We start from the raw sequence: 24,791 nt of genomic DNA, 5'->3' as shown, positions 1-24,791 counted from the left end.
ATCCGGCCGTCAGCGGTCGCGTTGGACGAAGGCGTCGCGGAAACCTTTGGCTTTCGCGGCGCCAAGCGCGCTGCGGGCTTCGGCGTCACTGGCAAACGGCCCCATACGCACGCGCCACAGCTTTCCGGTCTTGCTGACGTGTCCCCCGACCGACTTCGCCGCGGCATTGGCGCGGCTTTCGGTGCTGAAGGCGCCGACCTGCACGACATAAGTGCCGGTGGCGGCAGGTTTCGCCGCCGGGGTCGCCGACTTGGCGCTCTGCGCGGGTTTTATGGCCGGCTCGGCGTTGGGCGCCGGCATCTTCGTGCTCGGTCCTTCGACAATGAAACGGTCCTCGCCTCCCTTTCCGGTCGCCGATGCGGTCGCCGGACTGGCGGGCGCCGACGCCGTCGCGGCCTTTGGCACCGGCAATTCCTTCGCCTTGGCGCGGAGAATCGCCAGCAGCGATTGGGGCGTGGCGATCCGTTCGCGGACCGACTGCCCGGTCCGAAGCCGTGCGCGCTCGGCGGCGGGCGGATTGGTGCGGCGCACGCGGACGGCGGTGGCGCCATCGGTGATGCCGAGTTGCTCGGCCGCGCCGCGCGACAGGTCGATCAGGCGGTCGGTGACCATCGGGCCACGGTCGTTGACGCGAACCAGGATTGTCCGCCCGGTATCGAGCGCGGTCACTTCGACATAGCTCGGCAGCGGCAGGGTCTTGTGCGCCGCGCTGATCGATGCCGGATTGAAGTTTTCGCCGTTCGCGGTCGGTTTTCCGGCGAGTTCGTCGCCATATGAGCCCGCGTAGCCGACCTCGTCATAATCGGCGACGTCGATGGGCGTATAGGTCACCCCGCCGATCTTGTAAGGCTCGCCGATCATCACAGGCACGTCGACTACGCCCGTCACCGTGGTCGCAGGCGCGGGGCTTGCGGTTGGCCCCTCCGCCCGCTGACCATTAAAACTGCCGCAACCGGAGAGCAGCAACGCCGTCCCGGCCATCAGGCCCCCGCCCCTAACGATCGATTTCATCCGCCAGCAACCCCACAGACAATGCGTAAAAATTGGAACAATTATAGTCCAATATCGCACGATAGTTACCGGTCAGCAAATATGCCGTCCGGCCGGGGCCATCGGGTTCGAGCAAGGTCGCCTGGACATTGCCGTCGGGCCAGCGCCCGCTGAGCGGCTGGATGGGGGCGTTTGCGGGAGGGGGCGGAATCCTACGCTAAGGATTTGGGCCAGCGATATTCCCCGGTTAGATTGATGTGTTCCCATCCCAACGGCGAGACGTGGGCGAGTAGATCAGGCTCGATATGGGTACCGCTGGCGGCCCGGGTATTGACGACCTCGCCGAGCTTCATGGTGTTCCAGAATATGATGATGGCGGCGAGCAGGTTCATTCCGGCGATGCGATAGTGCTGGCCTTCGCCGGATCGATCCCGGATTTCACCTCGGCGGTGGAAGCTGATGGCGCGCTTTAGGGCGTGGTGGGCCTCACCCTTGTTGAGGCCGATCTGAGCCTGGCGCTGGAGGCCGGCATCAAGAATCCAGTCGATCATGAACAGGGTTCGCTCGATGCGGCCCACCTCTCGCAATGCGAGGGCCAGCTCATTCTGGCGCGGGTAAGAGGCGAGCTTGCGAAGAATCTGGCTGGGGGCGACGATCCCCGCTGCGATCGTCGCCATGATGCGCAGGATGTCGGGCCAGTTGCGCTCGATGAGCGGTTCATTGATCTTACCTCCGACCAGCGCTCGCACATTGGCCGGCGTCGCGTTGGGCGTGAAGGCATAGAGTCTTTTCTGAGGGAGATCGCGGATACGGGGGGCGAACCTGTAGCCGAGCAAGGCGCAGGCGGCGAACACATGATCGGTGAAGCCGCCCGTGTCGGCAAAATGCTGGCGAACGCGGCGGCCCGCGTCATTCATGAGCAGCCCGTCCAGGATATAGGGAGCCTCGCTGACCGTTGCCGGGATCACCTGGGTTGCGAACGGCGCATATTGATCGGACACATGGCTGTATCCCTTGAGGCCCGGGACGTTGCCATATTTCGCGTTGATCAGATTCATCGCCTCGCCCTGCTCGGTAGCAAGGAAGAACTGCCCGTCGCTGGATGCCGATTGCCCTTGTCCCCAGAAGGCGGCCATGGGCAGGGCGGCGTGGGCCTCCACGATCATGGCGAGCGCCCGATCATAGGCGCTGCCTTCGACATGCCAGCGCGCGATCCGCAGCAATTCCCAGAAGCTGTGCGTGTTGGTCGCCGCCGCCATCTTGCGCAAACCGAGATTGACGCCTTCCGCCAGCAACACGTTCATCAGGCCGATCCGGTCGCTGCAGGGCGCGCCGGTGCGCAGATGCGTGAACGCCTCGGAAAATCCGGTTCGCTCATCGACTTCCAGCAACAGATCGGTGATCCTCGCGGGCGGGAGCTGTTGATAGAGATCGAGCACGAGATCCTCGGCCCCTTCGGGCGTGTCGGCCCTCAGCTTGTCGATGTGCAGCTTGCCGTTCTCGATGATGCCGCCTGGGATCGTGCCGGTTCGCGCCGCGCGGCCAAACTCCTTCAGCCGTGTATCCAGTCGAGCCCTGCGCTCGGCCAGCCATTCGCCGGGTCGCAGCGGCACGGCGAGCCGCGCGGTCTGCTCTATCGCCTGTGGCGGGACCAGAAGCTGCTTGAGGTCGCCATAGCGGCGCGATCCCGCCAACCATATGTCACCGGACCGGAAGGCGTCGCGGATGTGGAACAGCACCGCGATTTCCCAAAGCCGGTGGTCGCCGCTGGGCTCAGCGCGAAGATGACGATGCCATTTCGAGTTGGGACGTAGAAAATCCACCGGCGGATCGACCTTGATCCCGTTACGCAGCATCGCAACGGCCGCCAGAAGAGGCGTGGCGATCGGCGCCGCCTGCATGTCGAGCAGGCGCAGCATCCTGGGCGCGTAGAGGCGGAAACGGTGATAGCCGTCCAGCACACGGCTGAGCGGGTCGGCCGCGAGCACGTTGGTCAGCGCGGAGGCCGTGGCGACAAGGGTTCTGAACCGTTCCCAGCCAGGCCCGGTGGCGATTATCCCGTCCAGGGCCGTGCCATCGTCCTGCGCTCCAAGCAAAGCACCACCGATTTCGGCAAAGGACTTCAGCGTGTCCCGAACGGCCGCCTTTGCGTCGGCGATCCTGGTGTTGCAAAGGCGTTCGGAGGCCCGATAGAGACGGCCTACGATGCGATCGTGGGTCTCCACGATGACATCGGCCAGCGATGACCGCCATTCCAGGGTGCAGACAGCGAGGATCGCAAGCCGCCTGTCTTCGGGCAGATCACGCATGCCGTCGGCGTAATAGCGCTCGCCCTGCCGGCGAAGCCGGGTCACACGATGCGCCGGCACGCCGTCCAGCAAATCCGCCGGAAGATCGAACCTTTGAAGATATTCCAGTCGATCCATCAGCCGGTTAGCGGCTGCTGAATTTGCGCCAACCTCGAACTGTCGCAGCCATACGAAGCGCGTGACGCGACCATCCACCGTATCCTCCAACAGGTGAGCCAAATTCTCGCTCAGGGTTGGCGTGATGCGATGGGCGATAAGATCCTCGATCCGGCGCTCGGCCTCAACCAGCGCATCGGCGCAAAGGCGCTCGATCGTCGAGGAGCCGGGAAGGATCGTGCGGGTGCGGCGACACTCCGCAACGAAGCGACGGGCAAGATCCTCATTCGATGTCGCCGCCTCGGCTTCCCGAGCGATCCATTCGCGCAAATCCCGTGCGCCCCGCCCCGAAAAGGAGCGATAGCCGTAGATTCGGCGAAGGTCCGCCAGATGCTCGTGCCGGGTCTCCTCGCGCGCGGCATAGAGGAGTAGATCGTCGCTGGTCAGGCCGAGCTGGGCCGCGATGAAATCCGATACCTGCGCCGGGATCAACTCGCCAGGAGCGAGCACCCGGCCCGGGTAGCGCAGGACGCACAGTTGCAGCGCGAAGCCAAAACGATTGTGGGCGCGCCGGCGCTGGCGGATATGCCCGAGATCCTCATCGCTGAGGGTATAGTGCCGCAGCAGCTCACCTTGATCGACCGGCAAGTGAAGCAGCGCCTCGCGCTGTCGATCGGTCAGGGTCACGCGACGCGGCATACATGCTCCTTATTCTTTCCGAGCTACGGTTTGAGATAGCTTGATTGAGATGCTGGTTAAGATACACAATAGCCCAATCTTATGTGCTCATGTTCGTCACCGCCTCAAACCTTCGTTTGTGATCCATGCTGATCGGCTACGCCCGCGTGTCCAAAGCCGACGGCTCGCAGTCGCTCGACCTGCAGCACGATGCCCTTCGCGCTGCCGGTGTCGAGCCAGGCAATATCTATGATGATCGTGCATCCGGTAGCCGTGATGATCGCCCCGGTCTTGCCGCCTGCCTGAAATCGTTGCGCGACGGCGATGTCCTCATCGTTTGGAAGCTCGACCGGCTCGGCCGAACGCTCACCCACCTGGTCAGCACGGTGCAGAATCTGTCGGATCGCGGTATCGGTCTGCGGGTGCTCACCGGCAAGGGCGCGCAGATCGACACCACGACGCCATCGGGCCGGATGGTGTTCGGCATTTTTGCCACACTGGCGGAGTTTGAGCGGGATATGATCCGCGAGCGCACCATGGCTGGCCTGGCCGCTGCCCGCGCGCGGGGACGCAAGGGTGGCCGCAAGTTCGCCCTCTCCAAGGCCCAGGTGCGGCTCGCTCAGGCTGCTATGGCCCAACGCGACACGTCCGTTTCCGACCTCTGCAAGGAACTCGGGATCGAGCGCGTCACTCTCTACCGCTATGTCGGTCCCAACGGGGAACTCCGGGATTACGGTCAGCGCGTGCTTGCTGCCAAAACGCGATGATGATGACGGGAGCCCCGATCAAACTTACCCAAGCGGACGCCGCAGACGTTGCAGACCTGTACAACCGTTGCAGCGACTATTTCCTGTTGCAGGACGGGGCCGCGCCCACGCTGGACGATGCTCGCGAGCTTTTCTCCGATGTGCCGCCCGAAAAGAGCGCCCACAATCAAGCTGTCCTGGGATGGAAGGGGCCTGGCGGCCTATATGCAATCGCGGCCATCCTCCGCGATTATCCGCGTGATGGCACATGGTATCTCGGCTTCATGATCGTAGATGCCGCACAGCGTGGTCGTGGCGTCGGACGCTCAATTTACTCGACGGTCGAAAGCTGGGCCGCTGCGAGAGGTGCCACAGAGATTCGGTTGGCCGTGCTGGAAGCGAATGAAGCGGCAGAGCGATTTTGGCGTTCTCTCGGCTTCATTGAGTATCGGCGCGTTGGGCCAGACACCTTCAAAATGCGTAGCCATCGCCGGATAGAACTGAGCCGTCGCCTTTCTGGCGCGACCGTAGAAGGCAGCAACAAGTAAGATCTCGCGCCGGCTATCTGGGCGAGCTTGGCGTAGGATTCCGCCCCCTCCCGCAAACGCCCCCTGGATGCCCGCCGCGCGCCATTCGGCCATCGAGCGCCAGCGGCTGTGGCGGTCGAAAACGCGCGGGCATCGCGTCGGGTTAAGGCGATTGGCGACCGCGCCGCGATTGAAGCTCGCGGGGACCGTGACCGCGACGCCCCACGGCTGTCCGGCGCGCCAGCCGGCGTTCCGGAGATAGGAACCGATCGACTCGATCGCATCGGCTTCGCTCGACCAGATCCGTGCGACACCGTCGCCGTCGCCGTCCTCGGCGACGCGCAGATAGACCGACGGCAGGAACTGGGGATAGCCGAAGGCGCCGGCCCAGCTGCCCTTCAGCGCGCTGCGCGGGACGCCGCGCTCGACCATCACCATCGTCGCGATCAGTTCGGGTTCGAACAGGCTGCGGCGACGCCCTTCATATGCCAGGGTGGCGAGCGCCTCGGGCAGGTCGAAATTCCCGGTCACCTGACCATAGGCGGTTTCGTGGCCATAGATGGCGATCATGATGCTCGTCGGAACGCCGGTGCGCTGCTCGATGCGCGACAGGAGCGGAAGCAAGCGGTCATGGACGCGGCGTCCGCCCCCGATGCGCGCGGCATCGACATGCTTTGCCCTGTAAGGCGCGAAGGCCGGGATCGGGGTATTGGGGTTTGGCGGGCTGCCCAGATTGTCGCGATCGAGCGCAACGACGCGGGGATTGTAACGCAGTCCCGCCGCGACGCGGTCAAAGGTGGTGCGCGACACACCGCGCGCCTGCGCCTTGGGCCACAGTGATTGGACATAGCTATCGAAGCCGGCATCGCCGCTTTGCGCATGAAGCGGTGCCGAAGCGGTGAGCATCCATGCCGACAGGAAGGCTGCGGCGATCCCGAAAAGGCGTCCGGTTCTGAAACGTATAGCGTGCATCATGTCCCCACCCATAGGGTGTGTGTCGCACAGATGCGAGCGGCTTGGCTAGGCTGCGGCGGGACGAGGCGAGTCATTCGCACGATGGGTCGAGCGGGCAAGGTTTCGCTTGCCGCCGGGCATCCGCGCGCTATGGCGGCGGCACAAGGACAGGTGGCCGAGTGGTTTAAGGCAGCGGTCTTGAAAACCGCCGTGGGTGCAAGCTCACCGTGGGTTCGAATCCCACCCTGTCCGCCAGGTTTCAATCCCACTCTTTCCCGAACCATCTCCGAAATCCCAGCTTAGCTGCGGGTTTGAGATGCGATTCGTATCCCTGTGCGTCCCACATGATCCAGGCCGACATTTTTGCCAATGTGGGAACAAATTTTATGATCAAAGGGATGAAAAGCACTTCGAACGGGCTATCGCAGCCCAAGGAAAAGCAGCGGCGCGTGAGTCTCGGTGACGGCCTCATGCGCCTCGAACGGCCGGGAGGCACCAGCAGCTGGGTGTGCCGGGTCCAGAGCGACGGCGTGCGCCGCGATTTCGGCCTTGGCAGCTGCCAGAAAGTCAGTCTGGCTCACGCGCGCGAAATGGCGCAGGAAATTCGCAGCCAGATCGAGCTGGGCGTTGATCCTCAAATTGAGCGGCGGAAGCGGCAGGCAGTGCCGACCTTCAAGGACGCCGCCGTCACAACCTACGAGATACACTCGAAGACGTGGCGCAACGGCAAGCATCACGCGCAATGGATGCGAACGATGGAGCTTTACGCCTTCCCGCACATCGGAAAATTCAAGGTCGATCAGATCACCGGCCCGATGATCCGCGACCTGCTCGCGGACATCTGGCTGGCGAAGCCGGAGACGGCGCGCCGCGTCCGGCAGCGGATCGGCGCCGTCCTCGATTGGGCCTACGCATCAGGCTATCGCGACACTGACGCCCCGATGCGCGCGATTACGAAAGGCCTGCCCCGCCAGCCGCGCCGCGACAATCATTTTGCCGCGATGCCATATGAAGATGTGCCTGCCTTCGTGCAGCGACTGCGAGAGAGGGAATCTTTCAGCCGCCTCGCGCTCGAATTTGCCATTTTCACGGCCGCACGGTCCGGCGAAGTTCGCGGCGCCACATGGGGTGAGTTCGATCTGGAAAAGGGCCTGTGGAAGCTCTCCAAGGACCGCATGAAGGCCTATCGGGAGCATGTCGTCCCCCTCACCCGCCGCCCGCTGCGTATCGTCGAGCGGTGCGCGCGGCTTCGCATCAAGGGTTGCGACCTTGTGTTTCCCGGCATGCGGCGCAATCGCCCGCTGTCGGATCAGACGCTGACCAAGCTGCTCAAGGAAATGGGCGAGCCCTACACGGCGCATGGGTTCCGCTCGTCCTTCCGCGATTGGGTAAGCGAGGAAACGAACCACCCCAGCGACGTTGCCGAGGCCGCGCTCGCCCATACTGTCGCCAACAAGGTCGAGGCCGCCTACCGGCGTGGCAATCTTCTCGAAAAGCGCCGCCTCATGATGGAGGATTGGGCGAACTATTGCGACGGGAGGAAACGGTGAGCCGCTACACCCGCGCGCGGCGCCACCTGCTCCACCAGTATGAGCGCGCCGTCGATCGGATTGACGAGGCCGACCGCGCCATCTTCCTCGGACACCGCGTGGAGGAGCTAAGCTATCGCCAGTTGGCCGAGCGTCACGGCGTTAGCGTCGTAGAAGTCGAGGAAGCGATGATCCGCAGTTTGCGGGTCATCGCCCAATCGGTCGACAGAAAGAACCGTAGGTGGTGGCAATTCTGGCGGCGATGAGCCTCCTAGACCTTGCCAATCAGCCGCCGCGCCGACAGGGTGCCGCCAACGATGAAAACCGATCTCGACCATCTTCCCGCCAGTAAGCAGCGCGAGCTTGAACGCGTGAAGGCAATCGTCTTCGAAGAGTTCGAAGACGCCATCGCACTAGGCACGATGGGTTGGAAGAAGAAGGGCCGGATCGACAAGATCATTCTCTACGGCAGCTACGCACGCGGCGGCTGGGTAGACGAGCCGCACACCTCCAAGGGCTACCGCTCCGACTTCGACCTTCTCATCATCGTCAATGATAAGCGTCTCACCGAGAAGGTCGATTTCTGGAGCAAGCTCGAAGACCGGCTGATCCGCGAACTCGCGATCGACAAGACGCTCAAGACGCCCGTCAACTTCATCGTCCACACCTTACAGGAGGTGAACGACGGCCTCGCCCATGGCCGCTATTTCTTCATGGACGTCGCGCGCGACGGCATCGCGCTCTATGAATATGACGACAAGCCGCTTCACACTCCCAAGCCCAAGACGCCGGAGCAGGCGCTCGCAATGGCGAAGGAGTATTTCGACGAGTGGTACCCGAGCGCGGGCGAGTTCTTCGACAACTACCGGTTCAACAAGGACCAAGGCCGCGAAAACAATGCGGCCTTCCAACTGCACCAATCGACCGAGCGCCTATACCACTGCGTTTTGCTAGTCTGCACGTTCTACACGCCGCATGTACACAACCTAGTCTTCCTCCGCACCCAAGCTGAGCGGATCGACATGCGATTGGTGGATGCCTGGCCGCGTGAAATGCGCGAGGATCGGGCACGCTTTGAGAAGCTCAAAGAAGCCTATGTGAAAGCCCGGTATTCGAAGCATTACCGCATTACCGCAGAGGAGCTGACGTGGCTCGGCAGGTGTGTCGAGGAACTCGGTCGCGCGGTCCACGCGATCTGCTCGGAACGGATCGAAATTCTCAAGGAGAATGCGTCGCTTCTCCCCCGATCGGGGCAAAGCCACACGAACGTCCGTTAGCGACCGAACCTAGCCGTCGCCCCCGCGAAGGCGGGGGCCGCTGTCGTTTTACACAATGCCGCTGAGTAAGGCCGCTAGCGGCCCCCGCCTTCGCGGGGGCGACGGTTGTGGAATGTCCGCTCCCCACCCCAAAACGGTCAATCGCCCCTAGGCTCTTTCACCTGCCCCGGTCCGACGTTTCCGGGCCGCGATGCTTCGCATCGGACCCACATACTGGAGAGACACACCTCACGCACGGGTGCATAGCGCTTTTCTGCCGCTTTTGGAGCGGCTGATCCGACGTCGCCGCTGCCTCTCGATCTCAAATCGACGGTTTTCTGCGACGTTTCGAGGTGCGCATCCGCACCCTCGCGGGACACGAACATGGCGGACGAAAATGACCGAGCGGCGGATCAGCCGCGCGCCAATTTGGCAGCGCTGAGACTGTGTCTGGCGATCTGTCGACCCGCGTTCCGGGCAATCGCAACTGTCCCGCGACACTCCGCCTGCATCCGAGAACGCGTTGCTTTACGTCCGTATGCCGTGCCGTTCGGCGACAACCAAGGGGGTCCATCGGGCCAAGTTGAAGGCAGCCTAACGTAGGAGAACAGGCGGTGGCGTACAAACGTCGTGTGGAATCGCGCAGCACGATTCTGGATAATCGAGCGCGACAGGGCGGTGCCCTTCCAACCGTCCCGTCACCATTATTCAGCGAGAGCGCCGTTTGCCCTTCCAGTCCCCTGTCCCTCCGCCGTCGTCGCCGCTTGCAATCGAGCCCATCAGCATGCGGGTTCCCGATGCATGTCGGTTTACGGGCATAAGTCGCAGTTCCCTCTATCTTCTAATCGCAAGAGGCGAAGTCGAGATCGTCAAGATGGGCGCCGCAACCCTGGTCCTGACGGAAAGTCTGCGCGACTTAATTGAGCGGCAGCGCGGCACTTCGACCAGTCGGACGGCGGCGCCGATCCGACGCCGGAGTGATCAGGACGAAGTACGGAAATCGGGACGCCAATCTCGCCGCAGGAGCGCGCCCAACGATTTTGCGTCCATTCCCCTCTTTGAGCGGGAATAGGCAGCTTCGCGCCCAAGCCCGGCCATTCACCGCCAGCGACGCGTGGCCCAAAACCAGTCGTTCGCAAATGGGCCATTATAGCAGTGGCCGGACGTCCGATCTCCCACGAAACCTAACAGCTGCGAGAAACGCCCTTATCTTTGGAACGCGAGAACTTGCCCCATGCCCGTTCGCTGCCCCACCACAGAGCGGCAAACCCGCCAAGCGTGACTCCGCCCAGAATACCCCAGCCATGTGGCCCCAGCGGCAGCATCCCAATCGCGTAGGCGACGACCAGTATCGCCATCCCAATCAGGAACGGTCCGGTGAAACGGCAATGAGTCCGGCCGCACCGTCTGGCGTTCATGATACAAGCCGCACCCATGGAGGCCAGCATGACGGTCCAGATGACCGCGCGGGGCGTAGGTTCCAGCCACATGGCGGCCAGCATGGCTAGGCCGGGAATAGCCCAGAGCCCGACAAGCGTGCGCCAGTTACCCGACCAATCCCCGGCGCCGCTGGCGGGATCGGAACCGCGCGGGCTACTCATGTCATCTCACCGCCGCGACGCGACCGAGCAATCTTATCCTGCACAGCAGGACAGCCTTTTCACATCCCGATCGAATGTCTGCGCAGCCAGCTTCAGTCCTTCGACCGTGGTCAGATAGGGGAAGATCATCTCCGCCAGATCGTCGATCGTGAGGCCGCAGCGGATCGCCATGGCGGCGGTCTGGATACTGTCCGCACCTTCCGGCGCCAAGATATGCGCGCCCAGCAGTTTGCGGGTCCGGCCATCCGCAACCAGCTTGATCAGGCCGCGCGTGTCGCGAGCCGCCAATGCGCGCGGAACATTCTCGAGCGGGAGGGTCGAGGTTCGCGTTGCATATCCTGCCGCGATAGCCTGCGCTTCGGTGAAGCCGACACTGGCTACCTGCGGATCGCTGAATACGACGGCCGGCATGGCCGAATTGTCGTACCGCAGGCTATCGCCGTTCAAGGCGTTCTTGGCGGCGATCTTTGCGCCATAGGCTGCCATGTAAACGAACTGGTCTCGGCCCGTCACATCGCCGGCGGCATAGACGCCGCGCACCGAGGTTCGCATATGGTCATCGACAATGATGGCACCGCTGAGCGTCTGCTTCACCCCTGCCTCGATGAGACCGAGGTCCTCCACATTCGGGGCGCGCCCGGTCGCTACGAGAAGGCGCTCCGCGACGATGGTTTCGGCGACCCCGTTGCGCAGGACGGTGAGCGCAGTGCCCCCTTCCGCCGTCTTGTGGGCCGACTGATAGGCGAGGTCGCCCAGAACCGTGATGCCTTCGCTCGAAAGATAGTCGGTCAGCGCGGCACCGATCTCCGGCTCCATATCGGGGAGAAGGCGGCTGCGGAAAACGAGCGTCACGTCGACGCCGGCGCGGGAGAACATCTGGGCGAGTTCCACACCGATATAGCCGCCCCCGAGGACGATCATCGATTTCGGCAACTCGGTCAGGTCGAGCGCGGTAGTGCTGTCGAGCGCATCGACGTCCGGAAGGCCCGGGATAGCCGGCACCGCCGGACGCGTACCTGTCGCAATCACGATCCGGTCAGCGGTGAACCGCCTTCCACCGGCCTCGACGCCATTTTCGACGAGCCGCGCCGTGCCTTCATGGTAGGCGATATTATTGTAGAGAGGCAGGAGATCCGCATATTTCGCCTGACGAAGGCCCGAGACGAGCGAGTCCTTTTCGGCGATCACCTTGCCCCAATCGGCCATTCGTGCCCCGGCCTCGACACCGTTGAACCGCATCGGCGCGGCATTCGCGTGGTGAATGCTCTCGACCGCGCGGATCAGCGCCTTGGAAGGAACGCAGCCGACGTTGACGCAGGTTCCGCCGATGGTGCCGGCACCGATAACGGCGACTTGGGCTCCTTGCTCCGCCGCGGTAATCGCGGCCGAGAACCCAGCCGAGCCGCCGCCCACGACGATAAGGTCGTACTTCTTGGCCTGAGAGCCGTCGCCCCGATTGCAGCAATCACTCATGATACGACTTTCACTTGCGGACTCGGGAAGGGTAGCCAGCGTTGGTGGTCGCCGCGATCAACGCCGCGGTGCTGGTCTTGGCGTCGTCATAGGTGACCGTCGCGGTATGCGTTTTGGCCGACACTTCGACAGCGGTCACGCCGGGTACGCGCGACAGGCTCTTTTTGACGGTGGGAGCGCAGGTCACGCAGGTCATGTTCTCGACCGCCAAGGTGGTGGTCCGGATTGCGGCAAAGGCCGGCCCGGATGCGAACAGCGCAGCCGCGGCCGCGAACAGGGTAAGCTTCTTCATCATGGTCTCCTTGTTCAAAGGTCGAGGAATAGGGGGGCGAGATAGGGGAAGAGGACGGCGAGTCCGATCAGCGCCGTTGCAAGCCACAAGGCCGTCTTTGCCAAGCGGTTGGAGGAAGGCGTGCCGCACTCGCCCTCGGCGCAGACCACGCGCGGCTGACGATAGATCCGCCAGAACCCGGCGGCCAGGAAGGCGATCGCCACCGCCAGGAAGATGGGCTGATAGGGGGCGAGCGCGGTCAGGTTGCCGATCCATGCGCCACTGACGCCCAGTGTGAAGAGCACTAGCGGGACGATGCAGCAAGAGGCCGCGCCGAGCGCGCCCAGACTTCCTCCAACAATCGCTATCCACGCACCACGTCTGGAAGCCGTTTTCGGCTGGGTCATTTTCTGTTCTCCGAATCACGTTGTTGACCCTAGATAGGATCTGTAGCGGCTACAGGTTCAAGAGGTATTTCAGCATGGATCGGAAAAATCTGCAGGACACAGCGCCCCGGCTCCCCATCGGAGCACTGTCGCGGCGCACCGGATGCAACATCGAGACGATCCGCTATTATGAGAAAATTGGCCTGCTCTCCGCGCCTGCGCGCAGCGACGGCGGTCACCGGCTCTATGGCTATGGTCATCTCATGCGGCTCGGCTTTGTGCGGCGCGCGCGGGAACTGGGCTTCACGCTGGACGAGATCCGCGCGCTGCTTCGGCTGGCCGAGGACCGCGATCGCCCATGCACCGAAGCGCGCGAGGTCGCCGTGGTCCATCTGACCGACATTCGTACCAAGATCGCGGATCTTCAGGCCATGGAGTCGGTGCTTGCCGAAACCGTCGTGCGATGCGCGGATGGCAAGACCCCGGAATGCCCGCTGCTGGAAACGCTATTCGGTTCGATCGATCCGTCTGCCCGGCCTCCTGCCGGCTAGCCGCCGTCGGCCAGCACAGACCAATGTCGGTTTTCGCAAGGACGACGCTTTGGCGAAGCTCAATGTCTGCTTCTTTCATTTTCAGTCCGAAAGCCGACAGGCTGGAAACGGCCAATGGTACTCATCCAACGCCTCCCCGTTGGCTCGCTTTCCCGATGCTGTGCATGACAACTTCAGGCCTCAAATCTCTGACGATAAATAGATCGGACTGCTCCCAGTGCGCGATGGAGTAGCGAAGAATATATTAGACAATTGCAGCGAACAATGGCAGAAGAGTTGAACGGACTGAATCATGAATTCAGATGCGCGGTGGAACCGTGTGGGTCCGAAATTACGCGGACATGATTTGAAATTATATTTCAAATACATGGATTTAACTTAACAAAACCACCCTGTCCGCCATCATGCGAAATGCAGCCGCCGGTATTTTCCGCGAAAATAGAGCAGCGGGTCGCGATGCGGTTCGAACTGCGCGCGGACGACGCGGCCGACGAGGATAAAATGATCGCCCGCTTCGTGGAGCGATTCGCGTTGGCATTCGAACGACACGAGCGAACCGCCGAGGAGCGGCACGCCGGTTTGCCCGGGCGCCCACGGCTGGTTGGCGAACCGGTCTTCGCCCTTTGCGGCGAACCGGTTCGACGTCGGCTGCTGGCCGATTTGCAGGACATTGACTCCGAAATGCGCCGCGTCACGCAGTATCGGCGCGGTTCCCGCCGTGTTGGCGATGCAGACGAGGAGGAGCGGCGGGTCGAGCGACACCGAGGTAAAGCTGTTCGCGGTCAGCCCGACCGGCGTTCCTGTCGCGTCGAGCGCGGTGACGATCGTGATTCCGGTCGCGAAACAGCCCATCGCATCGCGGAGGGTGCGCGGGTCGGATCCCGCCTTGAACTCCATCGCCTCGCGCGGCTGGTGACGTTCGAGAAATTCGAGGAGTTGCCCGAGCAGCGCCTCTTTCCGGTCCGATGCCAGCGCGAGGTCGCAATCGTCGATGTCGGCGCTCTCTCCCATCGGCAGCGCGACGTTGAAGGCATCGCCCACCGCGCTGCTTTGCGCGGGCGAGAAACCGCCGCGTATTACGAGGGTCGGAACCGCGACACGGGCCGCAAGGCCGTCGGCGATCGCCCCCTCGTCGACCGGCATGTCGACAACGACGAGCCCGGCGGCAAGGTGGGCACCGTCGAGCGCGAGCGCGCGCGCTGCGACCCATCCGCCGTCGGCTGCGGCGACCACGACGGGGCGCGACCCCATCTGCGCCAGCACCAGGCGGAGATCCTCGACATGCGGCGCCAACGGCTGTTCGTCGCGCAGGCCGAGGTTCACGACACGCCGCCCCGACAGCACGAGCGCGTCGGCGACCTCGCGCCACGCGGCGCGATCCTGCCCGATCCCGGGGACCAGCAACACGGCGGGATCGTTCTCGTCGCCCAGCATATCGGCGGCGAGGCGGACACCGCCGAAACCCTTATATTCGATGAGGCTCAAACATCCCCCTTGCCGCGCCGGCGGGCGCGGGCGCCGGCGGGCTTCGATACGGTCAAATTGCGAAGAATCGGATCATATCGAAAGCCGTTGCGGCGCGCCAGCGGCTAAGGTCAGGCCTTTGGGCGCATCAGGTGCGCAACGACGCCAGCCGCTGATCGACGATCGCATCGGCTTCCGACATGATCCGGTCGATCAGTTCCTTGCAGGTCGGTATGTCATGGATGAGACCCTGCACCATGCCCGCCCAGAACACGCCCTTGCTGAGGTCGCCGGTTTCGAGCAGTTCGCGCCCCGCTTTGCCGTTCACCAACTCGGCGACGTCGGCGAAGGTCGCGTCGGGGACCGCGAGGCGGCGGACGACTTCTTCGCTCACCGCACTCTTGCCGACGCGCGCGGTATTCTTGAGGCTGCGGAAGATCAGGAAGCTGCCGCGCTCGTCATTGTCGACATAGGCCTGCTTCACATTGTCGTGGATAGGGGCTTCCTTCGTCGCGCAGAAGCGTGTGCCCATGTTGATGCCCTCGGCACCGAGCGACAGCGCCGCGACGAGGCCGCGCCCGTCGCCGAAACCTCCGCTCGCGAGCATCGGGATCTTCACCTTGTCGGCCGCCGCCGGGATCAGGATCAGGCCCGGAATATCGTCCTCGCCTGGGTGGCCCGCGCATTCGAAGCCGTCGATCGAAATGATGTCGCAGCCCGCGCGCTCGGCCGACAGCGCGTGGCGGACCGCGGTGCATTTGTGGAGGATGGTAACGCCATGCGGCTTCAGCATCTCCCAAATCTCGCGCACCGCCTGCGTGCCCGCGGTCTCGACGATCTTGACCCCGCCATCGATGATCGCCTGCGCATAGGCGTTGTAGTCGGGTGCGTTGATCGTCGGGAAGACGGTCATGTTCACGCCGAACGGCTTGTCGGTCATCGCGCGGCACCGCTCGATTTCGGCGCGGAGCGCTTCGGGCGTCGGCTGGGTCAGCGCGGTCAATATGCCAAGGCCGCCGGCGTTCGACACCGCGCTCGCAAGCTCGGCATAGCCGACGCTCTGCATCCCGCCCTGGACGATCGGATGTTCGATACCCAGCATTTCGGTGATGCGTGTCTTGAAAGCCATCTCGATCCTCCTGTGCGGTCCTGCCCTTACGGCATCGTCGCGGTGGTCCATGAAATAACTTGACGCTTACGTCAACGTCGGGTTGACTGAAAAGAAACTTAGATAACGAAGGGAATCGGAATGACGGCGGGCGAAGGCATATCGGATCGGGCGCGGGCCATCGCCGACCAGGTCGAAGCATTCGTCCGCAAAATCGTGATTCCTTACGAAAGCGACCCGCGCCGCGACCATCACGGCGCGCCGACCGACGAGTTGGTGATGGAAATGCGCGAGCATGCCCGCGCCGCCGGGGTTTTGACACCGCATATCTTCGACGACGGCAGCCATCTCAACCAGCGCGAGACCGCCGTCGTGCTGATCAAGAGCGGTCTGTCGCCGCTCGGCCCGCTCGCGTGCAACACGATGGCACCCGACGAGGGCAATATGTATCTGCTCGGTAAGGAAGGCAGCCCCGAACTCAAGGAACGGTTCCTGAAGCCGATGGTCGAGGGCCGCGTCCGTTCGGCCTTCTTCATGACCGAGCCCGCCGATGAGGGCGGCGCGGGATCCGACCCGTCGATGATGAAGACGACCTGCCATCTCGACGGCAATCATTGGGTGGTGAATGGCCGCAAGACCTTCATCACCGGCGCACAGGGCGCGCGTGTCGGCATCGTAATGGCGAAGGCCGAGCAAGGCGCGTGCATGTTCCTGGTCGACTTGCCCGACCCTGCGATCCGCATCGACGAAGTACCCAACACGATTGACAGTTCGATGCCCGGCGGCCATGCGACGCTGACCATCGACAATTTGCGCGTTCCCGCTGACCAGATGCTTGGCGAAGCCGGCGAAGGCTTCCGCTACGCGCAGGTTCGCCTCTCCCCTGCCCGCCTGTCGCACTGCATGCGCTGGCTCGGCTGCTGCATCCGCGCACACGAGATCGCGACCGACTATGCCAACCGCCGCGAGGCGTTCGGCAAGCCGCTGATCGACCATGAAGGTGTCGGCTTCATGCTCGCCGAGAATATGATCGATCTGAAACAGGCCGAACTGATGATCGACTGGTGCGCCGGCGTGCTCGACACCGGGTCGCTTGGCACCGTCGAAAGCTCGATGGCGAAAGTCGCGGTGTCGGAGGCGCTGATGCGTATCGCCGATCGCTGCGTTCAGGTGATGGGCGGTACCGGGGTCACCGACAGGACGATCGTTGAACAGGTGTTCCGCGAGGTACGCGCGTTCCGAATCTACGACGGCCCGACCGAGGTTCACAAATGGAGCCTCGCGAAAAAGATCAAGCGCGACTGGAAAGCCGGGCACGCCTGACACGGCCGTCAGTTGACCGGCGAGCGGCCGTAGCGTCAAAACACTTGACGTTTACGTTAACGTCCGGATGATGACCGAAAACATAGGGTAGAGGAATCGAGCCAATGTCGATCTTGTACGACGAAGGGCAACAGGCGATCGCAACCGAATCGCGGCGCGCGCTCGAAGCGCGGGTGAACAAGGACGAGCTACTCCCGCTTCTCCAGACCAGCGGCCAATATCATGATGGTTTCTGGACGACGGCGAAGGAACAGGGCTGGACCGCGCTCGCGCTCCCCGAGGCCTATGGTGGCCTTGACCTCGGCCTCGTCGAGCTGGGGCTGATCGCGCATCAGGCGGGGCGGTCGCTCAGCGGCGCGCCGTTCCTGACGTCGAGCTTCGGGGCGGCCAAGGCGATCGAGCTTTACGGTAGCGACGAGCAGAGGGCGCGCTGGCTTCCGGGCCTCGCGAGCGGCGAGACGATCGGTGCCATCGCCTTTGTTTCGGGGCCGGATGCCCTGCCCGCTGTCCCGCCCGTGACATCGAAAGCGGGTCAGGTTGCAGGAACCGCTCCGGGCGTATCGGGCGGACTGTTCGCCGATGTCGCCATCGTTTTCGCGCAAGAGGGCGGAACACCCGCGCTGGCGATCGTCGATCTCGCCGGCATCGAACGCAAGGCCGTCGACAGCTTCGATAACAGCCGCTGCATCGCCGACCTTCTGTTCGCCGGGGCTCCGGGCGAAGCGCTCGTCACCGGCGACGCTGCGCGCGCGGCCGCGCTCCATATTCTTGCGCTGCAAGCGGTCGTGACCGCGCACGAACAGACCGGCGGGGCCGAAGCGCTGATGGAGATCGCGCGCGACTATGCGCTAACCCGCAAAGCCTTCGGCCAGCCGATCGGCGCCTTCCAGTCGATCAAGCACCGCATCGCCGAGCTTTACGGCCTCGTCGAACTCGCGCGCGCAAACGCCATCCATGCCGCGGCGCGCGAGGGACAGAATGATTTCATCCCGGCCGCCGCCGCCGCGCGCCTGTCGGCGACCGAGGCCTATGACACCGCGGCGCGTGATTGCGTGCAGATCCACGGCGGGATCGGCGTAACGTGGGAGATCGGATTGCATCTCCACATGCGCCGCGCACGCACGCTCGCGCTCGAGCAGGGGAGCAGCTTCTTCTGGGAAGATATACTCGTCGACCGGTTGGCAGGAGCACACGCATGACCGATCTCGAAGCATATCGCACCCAGGCGGCAGCCTGGTGCGAATCGATGGTGCCGACCTTCGGCAAGGCGGCGCGCAAATGGTTGAGCGTCGAGGAGGATCTCGCGCTCGGCCGCCGTTACCAGAAGGCGAAGTTCGACGCCGGTTACGCCGGGATCAACTGGCCGACCGACCTCGGTGGTCAGGGCCTCGGCCATATCGAGAAAATCACCTTCGAGGGCGAGGAGATGAAGCATGGCTTCCCCAACGTCTATTTCGGCATCTCGCTCGGCATGCCCGTCCCCGTGCTGATGCAGTTCGGCAGCGACCGCGAGTTCGTCAAGGAACGCGTGCTCAAGGCGCTCAAGGGCGAAGAAATCTGGTGCCAGCTCTTTTCGGAGCCCTCGGGCGGCACCGACCTTGCCGGCCTGCGCACGCGTGCCGAGACCGACGGCAACGGCTGGAAGATCAACGGACAGAAGGTTTGGACGAGCTGGGCGCAATATAGCGATTATGGTGTTATCGTCGTGCGCACCGATCCCACGGTCGCGAAGCACAAAGGCCTCACCTATTTCTGGGTCGACATGAAGGCGCCCGGCGTCACCGTGCGCCCGATCAAGCTCGCGGGCGGTGACAGTCACGTCAACGAGGTGTTCTTCGACGATGTGAAGGTCAGCGACGACCATCGCATGTCGCCGGTCGGCGGCGGCTTCGCGGTCGCGATCGCGACCTTGATGATCGAGCGCTATGTCGCGACCGACAGCGCGGGTTTCGGGCCGCACCTCGACCTCTTCGTCGAGCTTGCCAAAGAGGTGCGGTTGAACGGCCGCCCCGCGATCGAGGACGGTCGTATCCGTCAGCAGATCGCGCGCAACCATGCGATGCGCGCCGGGCTCGATTCGATCAACCGGCGCGCCCGGCTGATGATGCAGGCGGGCATGACCCCGGGCCCCGAAGGCTCGCTCAACAAGCTCGTCGCGGTGCGCTCGCGCCAGAAGCTCTCCGAACTCGCGCTCGACCTTCAGGGCACCGATGCCTTCGCGTTCGACGAACATGCCTCGCCCAAGGACGATTGGGCGTCGAGCTGGATCAATGCGCCGACAGGCCGCATCGCGGGCGGATCCGACGAAACCTTGCTCAATACCATCGCCGAGCGCATCCTCGGTCTGCCGCAGGACCATCGCCCCGACAAGGGCGTCCCCTTCAACCAGATTCCCGCCTGAGGAGCCCCCCATGAAAATCGATTCCAGCTTATCGGCCGTGATCACCGGCGGCGCGTCGGGCCTCGGCCGCGCAACCGCCGAGGCTCTCGCAGCCTCGGGGGTGAAGGTCGCGATCTTCGACATCAATGACGCGCTTGGCGAAGAGGTCGCGGCGTCGATCGGCGGGCTGTTCGTGCATGTCGACATTACCGACGAACAATCGGTCCTCGACGGCTATGCGAAAGCGCGCGCAGCGCATGGGCAGGAACGCGTGTGCGTCCATTGCGCGATGACCTCGCGCCGCGGCAAGACGCTCGCGTACGACAAGGAAAGCGGCGGTTATCGCCGGACGCCGACCGCCGATTATGCCTTCGGTGTCGAAGGCATTTTGACCGCGAGCTATCGCGTTGCGTCGATCGCCGCCGAAGGCATGGCGACACTCCCCGAAATGGAAGACGGCGAGCGCGGCGCGATCGTGCTGACCGCCTCGGTCGCGGCGCAGGACGGGCAGATCGGCCAGGTCATCTATGGCTCGGCAAAGGCCGGCGTGAACGGCCTCGTCCTGCCGATGGCGCGCGACCTGATGGATCTCGGTATCCGCGTCAATTCGATCATGCCGGGCGTATTCGGCACGCCGCTCCTCAACAATATGAACCCGAAGGTAAAGGAGAGCCTCGAGGCCTCGGTCCCCTTCCCCAAACGTCTCGGCAAGGCCGAGGAATATGCGAGCCTCGCGATGGAGATGGTCCGCAACACCTATTTCAACGGCCAAGCCGTCCGCCTCGACGGCGCAATCCGCATGGCCCCCCGCTAAACTCCCCATCAACGCGCTTTTCAATCGACCGACGATCTTCAAAGCTCTCCACGAAAGGATACCATCATGGCCGAGGCCTATATCATCGACGCCGTTCGTACACCCCGCGGGGTCGGCAAGCCGGGCAAGGGCGCTCTCTCGCACCTCCATCCGCAGCATCTCGCCGCGACCGTGCTCGCCGCGATCCGCGACCGCAACAATCTCGACACCGCGACGGTCGACGACATCGTCTGGTCGACGTCGAGCCAGAACGGCAAGCAGGGCGGCGACCTCGGGCGCATGGCGGCGCTGTCGGCCGGCTATGACACGAAGGCCAGCGGCACGACGCTCGATCGTTTTTGCGGCGGCGGCATCAGCTCGGTGAACTTCGCCGCTGCCAGCGTGATGAGCGGTATGGAAGATTGCGTCATCGCGGGCGGGACCGAGATGATGAGCTACACGACCGCCTATGCGGCGGAACAGGCAAATGCGGGCCTGCCCCCGCGTTTGATGGGGTCGGGTCATGAAGCGCTCGACGAAATCCACCCGCAATCGCATCAGGGTGTGTGCGGCGACGCGATCGCGACGATCGAAGGCATCAGCCGCGAGGCGCTCGACGCGCTCGCGCTCGTCAGCCAGCAGCGCGCCGATCGCGCGATCAAGGAAGGCCGCTTCGCCAAGTCGGTTGTCCCTGTGTACAATCCCGACGGCAGCGTCGCGCTCGACCGCGAGGAGTTTCCGCGCCCCGAAACGACCGCCGAAGGCCTCGCCGCGCTGAAGCCGAGCTTCGCCGGCCTCGCCGATTTCGACATGGGCGGCGGTTTCACCTTCCGGAAACAGATCAACCGCCGCTATCCCGATCTCGAAATCCAGCATTTCCACCATGCGGGCAATTCGTCGGGCGTCGTCGACGGCGCCGCGGCGATCCTGCTGACGTCGAAGGACTATGCCGAGAAGAACGGCCTGAAACCGCGCGCACGCGTCGTCGCCTATGCCAATATCGGCGACGATCCGACGTTGATGCTCAACGCCCCCGTCCCGGCGGCGAAGAAAGTGCTGGAAAAGGCCGGGCTGACCAAGGACGATATCGACGTCTGGGAAATCAACGAGGCCTTCGCGGTCGTCGCCGAGAAGTTCATCCGCGACCTCGATCTCGACCGTGAGAAGGTGAACATCAACGGCGGCGCGATGGCGCTCGGGCACCCGATCGGCGCAACGGGCTCGATCCTGATCGGCACCGCGCTCGACGAACTCGAACGCTCGGGCGGCCGCTATGGTCTCGTCACCATGTGCGCCGCCGGCGGCATGGCGCCCGCGATCATCATCGAACGTATCTGAGGAACAGGAGAGCATCATGGCCGGGCCGCTGAAGGGCATCAGGATCATCGAATTTGCCGGCATTGGTCCCGGTCCCTTCTGCGGCATGATGCTCGCCGACCATGGCGCCGAGGTCATCCGCATCGATCGCCCCGGCGGTTTCATGGATCCACGCGATCCGCTGAGCCGCAACCGCACGTCGATCGCGCTCGACATGAAGAACCCGGAGGCGGTGCGGATCGCGCGCGAACTTTGCAAGAGCGCCGACGGGATTATCGAGGGCTATCGCCCGGGCGTGATGGAGCGGCTCGGACTCGGGCCCGAGGTGCTGCTCGCCGACAATCCGAAGCTCGTCTACGGGCGCATGACCGGCTGGGGCCAGTTCGGCCCCTATGCGCAGGCGGCGGGGCACGACATCAACTATATCTCGCTGTCGGGTGTGCTTCACGGCATCGGCCGCGCAGGCGAAAAGCCCGTCCCGCCCGTCAACTATGTCGGCGACTTCGGCGGCGGCGGCATGATGCTCGCCTTCGGCATGTCGAGCGCGCTCGTCCACGCGGCGCGCACTGGCGAAGGTCAGGTGATCGACTGCGCGATGACCGACGGATCGGCGCTGCTCGCGGGCATGACCTGGGGCTTTCTCGCCGCCGGGCGGCTCAAGGACGAAGCGGGCGTCAACATGCTCGACGGCGCGGCGCATTTCTATGACTCCTATGTCTGCGCCGACGGCAAATATATCTCGATCGGCTCGATCGAGCCGCAATTCTATGCGCTGCTCCGCGAAAAAACCGGGCTCGCCGATGACCCTGATTTCGATGCGCAACTCGACCCGTCGAAATGGGGGCCGCTCAAGGAAAAGCTGACCGCGCTGTTCCGGACGAAGACGCGCGATGAATGGTGCGCGATCATGGAAATGACCGACGTCTGCTTCGCGCCGATCCTGTCGCTGACCGAAGCCCCGCAGCATCCACATAATGTCGAACGCGAGACCTTCCTGACCGTCGGCGGCGCGATCCAGCCTGCCCCCGCCCCGCGCTATTCGGCGACGGTCAACGATACGCCGCGCCCGGCGCCTGCGGTCGGCGGCGATGGCGATGCGGTTCTGGCAGGGCTTGGCTATGACGCCGATGAGATAGCGGCGCTCCGAGACGACGGCGCGGTCCGTTAGGGTTCAGGCGTCGCGCGCGGTCATCGCTTTCCAGAGACCGCGCCCGCCGAAACCGGCGACCTGACGGCCGAGGATTTGCGCCCAATGCGCGTCGTTACCGTGCGTACCGCGCCAGCGCATTAGCGGGACGGTGACACGATGGAGGTCATATTCCTCGGTAAAACCGATCGCACCATGCACCTGATGCGCTACCGACGTCACAACTCCGACCGCCCGATTGGCGCGCAGTTTCGCCGCTGCGATCTCGAAGCCCGCGGCCAACGCATCGCCCCCCGTCGCGTCGAGCCGCGCCGCCAGCGCCGCCGCCGCGGCCTCGACCGCGCGCACCTCACATGCCATCACGGCAAGCGATTGCTGCACGGCCTGGAATTTGCCGAGCGGGCGGCCGAACTGCTGGCGCGTGTTGACATGGTCGATCGACAGGGTGAGCGCCTGCCCCATCGCGCCAGCCATCAGGCTGACCGTCGCGGCGGCGTGCAGGGCAGGATCGACATCGCCCAATCCCGACAGGATCAGCGCCGCGACGGGTAGGTCGGGCACGCTATGACCCGCAATCCACAGCACCGCGTTCACGTCGCCCCAGTCGCCGCCGAACCCGCCGTCGGCCTCGGGAACGAGCAGCAGGCCAAAGCCCGCATCCTCGACCGGCCCGATGCCCACGCTCGCCGCTTCGGTGAATACGGCGCTTGCCGTATCGCACAGCATGTCGCGCGCGGCGCTCATCGCAGGCCCAATCCGCGTGCAATGATCCCGCGGATCACTTCGCGCGTTCCGCCGCGCAGCGAGAAACTCGGCGAAGCGATAAGCAGCGCGCGGAGCAGTTTTGCGAGGTCATCGGGATCATCCCAGCCGCTTGTCACGATCGCCTGCACGCGGCGCGGCATATCCTGTTCGAACGCATTGCCCAGTTCCTTGACCACCGACGCCTCGACCATCGGATCCTCGCCCGCCGCGAGCTTCGCTGCGGTCGACATCGACAGCTGGCGCAGCGTCCACATTTCGGCGGTGAGTTCGCCGATCAATGTCGCGACCGCCGGATCGGGGTCGGCGCCCGCCGCGTCGATCAATGCGACGAGCAGCGCATGGCTCGACAGATAACGCTCGGGCCCCGAACGTTCGAGCCCGAGTTCGGCGGTGACCTGTTGCCACCCCTGCCCGCGCTCGCCGACGAGGGCGCCGTGGGGGACGAGCACATCGTCGAAGAACACTTCGTTGAAATCATGGTGGCCCGCCATGTCGATGATCGGTCGGATCGTGATGCCGGGGGTGGCGAGGTCGATCAGCAGCTGGCTAAGCCCCGCGTTGCGTTCGCTGCCCTCTTCGGTCCGCACGAGCGCGAGCATGATGTGCGAGAAATGTGCGCCGGTGGTCCAGATCTTCTGGCCGTTGATGCGCCAGCCTTCGGCGGTCTCGCGCGCCGTGGTCCGCACCGCTGCGAGGTCGGACCCCGCGCCGGGTTCGGACAGGCCGATGCAGGCGTAGAGCTCGCCTTTCGCGATGCCCGGCAGATAGCGCTCGCGCTGCTCTTCGCTGCCGTAACGCAGGATCAGCGGGCCGGTCTGACGGTCGGCGATCCAGTGCGCGCCAACGGGGGCGCCCGCCGCCAGCAATTCCTCGATCACGACATAACGTTCGAGCGGATGGCGGTCGCCGCCGCCATAGCGCGCCGGCAGCGTCATCCCGACATAGCCCGCGGCACCGAGCGCGCGGCTGAAACCGGCGTCGAAACTCACCCAGCAATTCGCCCGCGCCACCAGATCGCCCTGCAGCTGGTTCACCGCAAGCCAGGCCCGCAAATCGGTGCGCAGTGCGGCAATGTCGCTAGGCGGATCGAACGGATAGAGCGCAAAGCCTTGCATGTCGCACCAGCC

The 24,791-nt window shown here is 64.1% G+C and carries 23 protein-coding genes, 1 tRNA gene and 2 pseudogenes; 14 read left to right on the top strand and 12 right to left on the bottom strand.

What is annotated here, in order from left to right; genetic code table 11:
• Positions 1-9: 9 nt before the first annotated feature.
• The 3 genes and pseudogenes from OVY29_RS05860 to OVY29_RS05850 form a co-directional block, all read right to left on the bottom strand.
• Positions 10-981 carry a septal ring lytic transglycosylase RlpA family protein gene (locus OVY29_RS05860; RefSeq protein WP_313911112.1) on the bottom strand — a complete coding sequence of 324 codons (972 nt, stop codon included), beginning with the start codon at positions 979-981 and terminating at the stop codon, positions 10-12.
• Positions 982-994: 13 nt separating this feature from the next.
• Positions 995-1,174 (bottom strand): annotated as a pseudogene (locus OVY29_RS05855) (lytic murein transglycosylase); the annotation flags it as partial.
• A 28-nt stretch (positions 1,175-1,202) separates the two neighbouring features.
• Positions 1,203-4,094, bottom strand: a complete 2,892-nt coding sequence (locus tag OVY29_RS05850) for a Tn3 family transposase (protein WP_313911111.1) — start codon at positions 4,092-4,094, stop codon at positions 1,203-1,205.
• A gap of 125 nt (positions 4,095-4,219) precedes the next feature.
• Between OVY29_RS05850 and OVY29_RS05845 the strand changes: the two genes are divergently transcribed.
• Together OVY29_RS05845 and OVY29_RS05840 are read left to right on the top strand one after the other, a co-directional pair.
• Complete coding sequence (locus tag OVY29_RS05845; protein WP_008832583.1) at positions 4,220-4,840, top strand: recombinase family protein; 621 nt, start codon at positions 4,220-4,222, stop codon at positions 4,838-4,840.
• Positions 4,837-5,208: pseudogene (locus tag OVY29_RS05840) on the top strand (N-acetyltransferase family protein); the annotation flags it as partial. The gene OVY29_RS05845 and the pseudogene OVY29_RS05840, both read left to right, overlap by 4 nt.
• On the opposite strand, the gene OVY29_RS05835 reads toward OVY29_RS05840, so the two are convergent.
• Entirely contained in the window at positions 5,146-6,321 is a 1,176-nt protein-coding gene (locus tag OVY29_RS05835) for a lytic transglycosylase domain-containing protein (RefSeq protein ID WP_409581456.1), read from the bottom strand. The pseudogene OVY29_RS05840 and the gene OVY29_RS05835 sit on opposite strands and share 63 nt — an antisense overlap.
• 144 nt (positions 6,322-6,465) lie before the next feature.
• Between OVY29_RS05835 and OVY29_RS05830 the strand changes: the two genes are divergently transcribed.
• The 5 genes from OVY29_RS05830 to OVY29_RS24685 all read left to right on the top strand — a co-directional run bounded on the left by OVY29_RS05830 (position 6,466) and on the right by OVY29_RS24685 (position 10,157).
• Positions 6,466-6,555 (top strand) — tRNA-Ser (locus OVY29_RS05830).
• Complete coding sequence (locus tag OVY29_RS05825) at positions 6,528-7,850, top strand: phage integrase central domain-containing protein (RefSeq protein ID WP_313911110.1); 1,323 nt, start codon at positions 6,528-6,530, stop codon at positions 7,848-7,850. Before OVY29_RS05830 ends, OVY29_RS05825 begins: the two co-directional genes overlap by 28 nt.
• Entirely contained in the window at positions 7,847-8,095 is a 249-nt protein-coding gene (locus OVY29_RS05820) for a sigma factor-like helix-turn-helix DNA-binding protein (RefSeq protein WP_313911109.1), read from the top strand. The genes OVY29_RS05825 and OVY29_RS05820 overlap by 4 nt, the downstream gene beginning before the upstream one ends.
• Before the next feature lie 51 nt (positions 8,096-8,146).
• The gene (locus OVY29_RS05815; RefSeq protein ID WP_313911108.1) at positions 8,147-9,106 is read left to right on the top strand and encodes a nucleotidyltransferase and HEPN domain-containing protein; all 960 of its coding nucleotides are present in this window, start codon (positions 8,147-8,149) and stop codon (positions 9,104-9,106) included.
• Positions 9,107-9,869: 763 nt separating this feature from the next.
• Complete coding sequence (locus OVY29_RS24685) at positions 9,870-10,157, top strand: helix-turn-helix domain-containing protein (RefSeq protein ID WP_409581455.1); 288 nt, start codon at positions 9,870-9,872, stop codon at positions 10,155-10,157.
• A 112-nt stretch (positions 10,158-10,269) separates the two neighbouring features.
• Here OVY29_RS24685 and OVY29_RS05810 read toward each other — a convergent pair whose 3' ends face one another.
• Genes OVY29_RS05810 through OVY29_RS05795 form a run of 4 tightly spaced genes read right to left on the bottom strand, consistent with a single transcriptional unit; the run spans position 10,270 to position 12,837 of the window.
• On the bottom strand, positions 10,270-10,686 hold the full coding sequence (locus OVY29_RS05810; protein WP_011542785.1) for a hypothetical protein: 417 nt from the start codon (positions 10,684-10,686) through the stop codon (positions 10,270-10,272).
• A 33-nt stretch (positions 10,687-10,719) separates the two neighbouring features.
• Entirely contained in the window at positions 10,720-12,159 is a 1,440-nt protein-coding gene (gene merA / locus OVY29_RS05805) for a mercury(II) reductase (protein WP_011542784.1), read from the bottom strand.
• Between the two features lie 10 nt (positions 12,160-12,169).
• A complete protein-coding gene (merP, locus tag OVY29_RS05800; RefSeq protein ID WP_317154158.1) occupies positions 12,170-12,454 on the bottom strand; it encodes a mercury resistance system periplasmic binding protein MerP in 285 nt (94 codons plus the stop codon).
• A gap of 11 nt (positions 12,455-12,465) precedes the next feature.
• Complete coding sequence (locus OVY29_RS05795; protein ID WP_011542782.1) at positions 12,466-12,837, bottom strand: mercuric transporter MerT family protein; 372 nt, start codon at positions 12,835-12,837, stop codon at positions 12,466-12,468.
• Positions 12,838-12,911: 74 nt separating this feature from the next.
• On the opposite strand from OVY29_RS05795, the gene OVY29_RS05790 reads away from it, so the two are divergent.
• The gene (locus OVY29_RS05790; protein ID WP_011542781.1) at positions 12,912-13,367 is read left to right on the top strand and encodes a MerR family transcriptional regulator; all 456 of its coding nucleotides are present in this window, start codon (positions 12,912-12,914) and stop codon (positions 13,365-13,367) included.
• A 402-nt stretch (positions 13,368-13,769) separates the two neighbouring features.
• On the opposite strand, the gene OVY29_RS05785 is transcribed toward OVY29_RS05790, so the two are convergent.
• Positions 13,770-14,852, bottom strand: coding sequence for a flavin reductase (locus OVY29_RS05785; protein WP_037558052.1), 1,083 nt, complete (start codon positions 14,850-14,852; stop codon positions 13,770-13,772).
• Between the two features lie 127 nt (positions 14,853-14,979).
• Positions 14,980-15,960: an NAD(P)H-dependent flavin oxidoreductase gene (locus OVY29_RS05780; RefSeq protein WP_037558050.1), complete on the bottom strand. Its 981-nt coding sequence runs from the start codon at positions 15,958-15,960 to the stop codon at positions 14,980-14,982.
• 120 nt (positions 15,961-16,080) lie between these two features.
• On the opposite strand from OVY29_RS05780, the gene OVY29_RS05775 reads away from it, so the two are divergent.
• The 6 genes from OVY29_RS05775 to OVY29_RS05750 all read left to right on the top strand — a co-directional run bounded on the left by OVY29_RS05775 (position 16,081) and on the right by OVY29_RS05750 (position 22,920).
• Complete coding sequence (locus tag OVY29_RS05775) at positions 16,081-17,262, top strand: acyl-CoA dehydrogenase family protein (protein WP_037558047.1); 1,182 nt, start codon at positions 16,081-16,083, stop codon at positions 17,260-17,262.
• 104 nt (positions 17,263-17,366) lie between these two features.
• Positions 17,367-18,461, top strand: a complete 1,095-nt coding sequence (locus OVY29_RS05770) for an acyl-CoA dehydrogenase family protein (RefSeq protein ID WP_037558045.1) — start codon at positions 17,367-17,369, stop codon at positions 18,459-18,461.
• Positions 18,458-19,663 (top strand): acyl-CoA dehydrogenase family protein, encoded by a 1,206-nt coding sequence (locus tag OVY29_RS05765; RefSeq protein WP_037558043.1) that lies wholly within the window; start codon positions 18,458-18,460, stop codon positions 19,661-19,663. The genes OVY29_RS05770 and OVY29_RS05765 overlap by 4 nt, the downstream gene beginning before the upstream one ends.
• A 10-nt stretch (positions 19,664-19,673) precedes the next feature.
• Positions 19,674-20,456 (top strand): SDR family NAD(P)-dependent oxidoreductase, encoded by a 783-nt coding sequence (locus OVY29_RS05760; RefSeq protein WP_037558041.1) that lies wholly within the window; start codon positions 19,674-19,676, stop codon positions 20,454-20,456.
• 66 nt (positions 20,457-20,522) lie between these two features.
• Positions 20,523-21,773 (top strand): acetyl-CoA C-acetyltransferase, encoded by a 1,251-nt coding sequence (locus OVY29_RS05755; protein WP_037558039.1) that lies wholly within the window; start codon positions 20,523-20,525, stop codon positions 21,771-21,773.
• Between the two features lie 16 nt (positions 21,774-21,789).
• Positions 21,790-22,920, top strand: coding sequence for a CaiB/BaiF CoA transferase family protein (locus OVY29_RS05750; protein ID WP_037558037.1), 1,131 nt, complete (start codon positions 21,790-21,792; stop codon positions 22,918-22,920).
• Between the two features lie 3 nt (positions 22,921-22,923).
• Here the strand turns inward: OVY29_RS05750 and OVY29_RS05745 are convergent, their stop codons facing one another.
• Positions 22,924-23,643 carry an acyl-CoA dehydrogenase family protein gene (locus tag OVY29_RS05745; protein WP_313911107.1) on the bottom strand — a complete coding sequence of 240 codons (720 nt, stop codon included), beginning with the start codon at positions 23,641-23,643 and terminating at the stop codon, positions 22,924-22,926.
• Positions 23,640-24,779, bottom strand: a complete 1,140-nt coding sequence (locus tag OVY29_RS05740) for an acyl-CoA dehydrogenase family protein (protein ID WP_313911106.1) — start codon at positions 24,777-24,779, stop codon at positions 23,640-23,642. The genes OVY29_RS05745 and OVY29_RS05740 overlap by 4 nt, the downstream gene beginning before the upstream one ends.
• Between the last annotated feature and the right edge of the window lie 12 nt (positions 24,780-24,791).

Source organism: Sphingopyxis sp. SE2 (genome assembly GCF_032227185.1).
Taxonomy (GTDB): domain Bacteria; phylum Pseudomonadota; class Alphaproteobacteria; order Sphingomonadales; family Sphingomonadaceae; genus Sphingopyxis.
This window is presented reverse-complemented; position numbering and strand designations above follow the sequence as displayed.

Bases quoted from the DNA above. Each gene is read 5' to 3' on its own strand.
- OVY29_RS05860 (WP_313911112.1), bottom strand. From the start codon at position 981: ATGGCCGGGACGGCGTTGCTGCTCTCCGGTTGCGGCAGTTTTAATGGT.
- OVY29_RS05850 (WP_313911111.1), bottom strand. From the start codon at position 4,094: ATGCCGCGTCGCGTGACCCTGACCGATCGACAGCGCGAGGCGCTGCTT.
- OVY29_RS05845 (WP_008832583.1), top strand. From the start codon at position 4,220: ATGCTGATCGGCTACGCCCGCGTGTCCAAAGCCGACGGCTCGCAGTCG.
- OVY29_RS05835 (WP_409581456.1), bottom strand. From the start codon at position 6,321: ATGATGCACGCTATACGTTTCAGAACCGGACGCCTTTTCGGGATCGCC.
- OVY29_RS05815 (WP_313911108.1), top strand. From the start codon at position 8,147: ATGAAAACCGATCTCGACCATCTTCCCGCCAGTAAGCAGCGCGAGCTT.
- OVY29_RS24685 (WP_409581455.1), top strand. From the start codon at position 9,870: ATGCGGGTTCCCGATGCATGTCGGTTTACGGGCATAAGTCGCAGTTCC.
- OVY29_RS05810 (WP_011542785.1), bottom strand. From the start codon at position 10,686: ATGAGTAGCCCGCGCGGTTCCGATCCCGCCAGCGGCGCCGGGGATTGG.
- merA (WP_011542784.1), bottom strand. From the start codon at position 12,159: ATGAGTGATTGCTGCAATCGGGGCGACGGCTCTCAGGCCAAGAAGTAC.
- merP (WP_317154158.1), bottom strand. From the start codon at position 12,454: ATGATGAAGAAGCTTACCCTGTTCGCGGCCGCGGCTGCGCTGTTCGCA.
- OVY29_RS05795 (WP_011542782.1), bottom strand. From the start codon at position 12,837: ATGACCCAGCCGAAAACGGCTTCCAGACGTGGTGCGTGGATAGCGATT.
- OVY29_RS05790 (WP_011542781.1), top strand. From the start codon at position 12,912: ATGGATCGGAAAAATCTGCAGGACACAGCGCCCCGGCTCCCCATCGGA.
- OVY29_RS05780 (WP_037558050.1), bottom strand. From the start codon at position 15,960: ATGGCTTTCAAGACACGCATCACCGAAATGCTGGGTATCGAACATCCG.
- OVY29_RS05775 (WP_037558047.1), top strand. From the start codon at position 16,081: ATGACGGCGGGCGAAGGCATATCGGATCGGGCGCGGGCCATCGCCGAC.
- OVY29_RS05770 (WP_037558045.1), top strand. From the start codon at position 17,367: ATGTCGATCTTGTACGACGAAGGGCAACAGGCGATCGCAACCGAATCG.
- OVY29_RS05765 (WP_037558043.1), top strand. From the start codon at position 18,458: ATGACCGATCTCGAAGCATATCGCACCCAGGCGGCAGCCTGGTGCGAA.
- OVY29_RS05760 (WP_037558041.1), top strand. From the start codon at position 19,674: ATGAAAATCGATTCCAGCTTATCGGCCGTGATCACCGGCGGCGCGTCG.
- OVY29_RS05755 (WP_037558039.1), top strand. From the start codon at position 20,523: ATGGCCGAGGCCTATATCATCGACGCCGTTCGTACACCCCGCGGGGTC.
- OVY29_RS05750 (WP_037558037.1), top strand. From the start codon at position 21,790: ATGGCCGGGCCGCTGAAGGGCATCAGGATCATCGAATTTGCCGGCATT.
- OVY29_RS05745 (WP_313911107.1), bottom strand. From the start codon at position 23,643: ATGAGCGCCGCGCGCGACATGCTGTGCGATACGGCAAGCGCCGTATTC.
- OVY29_RS05740 (WP_313911106.1), bottom strand. From the start codon at position 24,779: ATGCAAGGCTTTGCGCTCTATCCGTTCGATCCGCCTAGCGACATTGCC.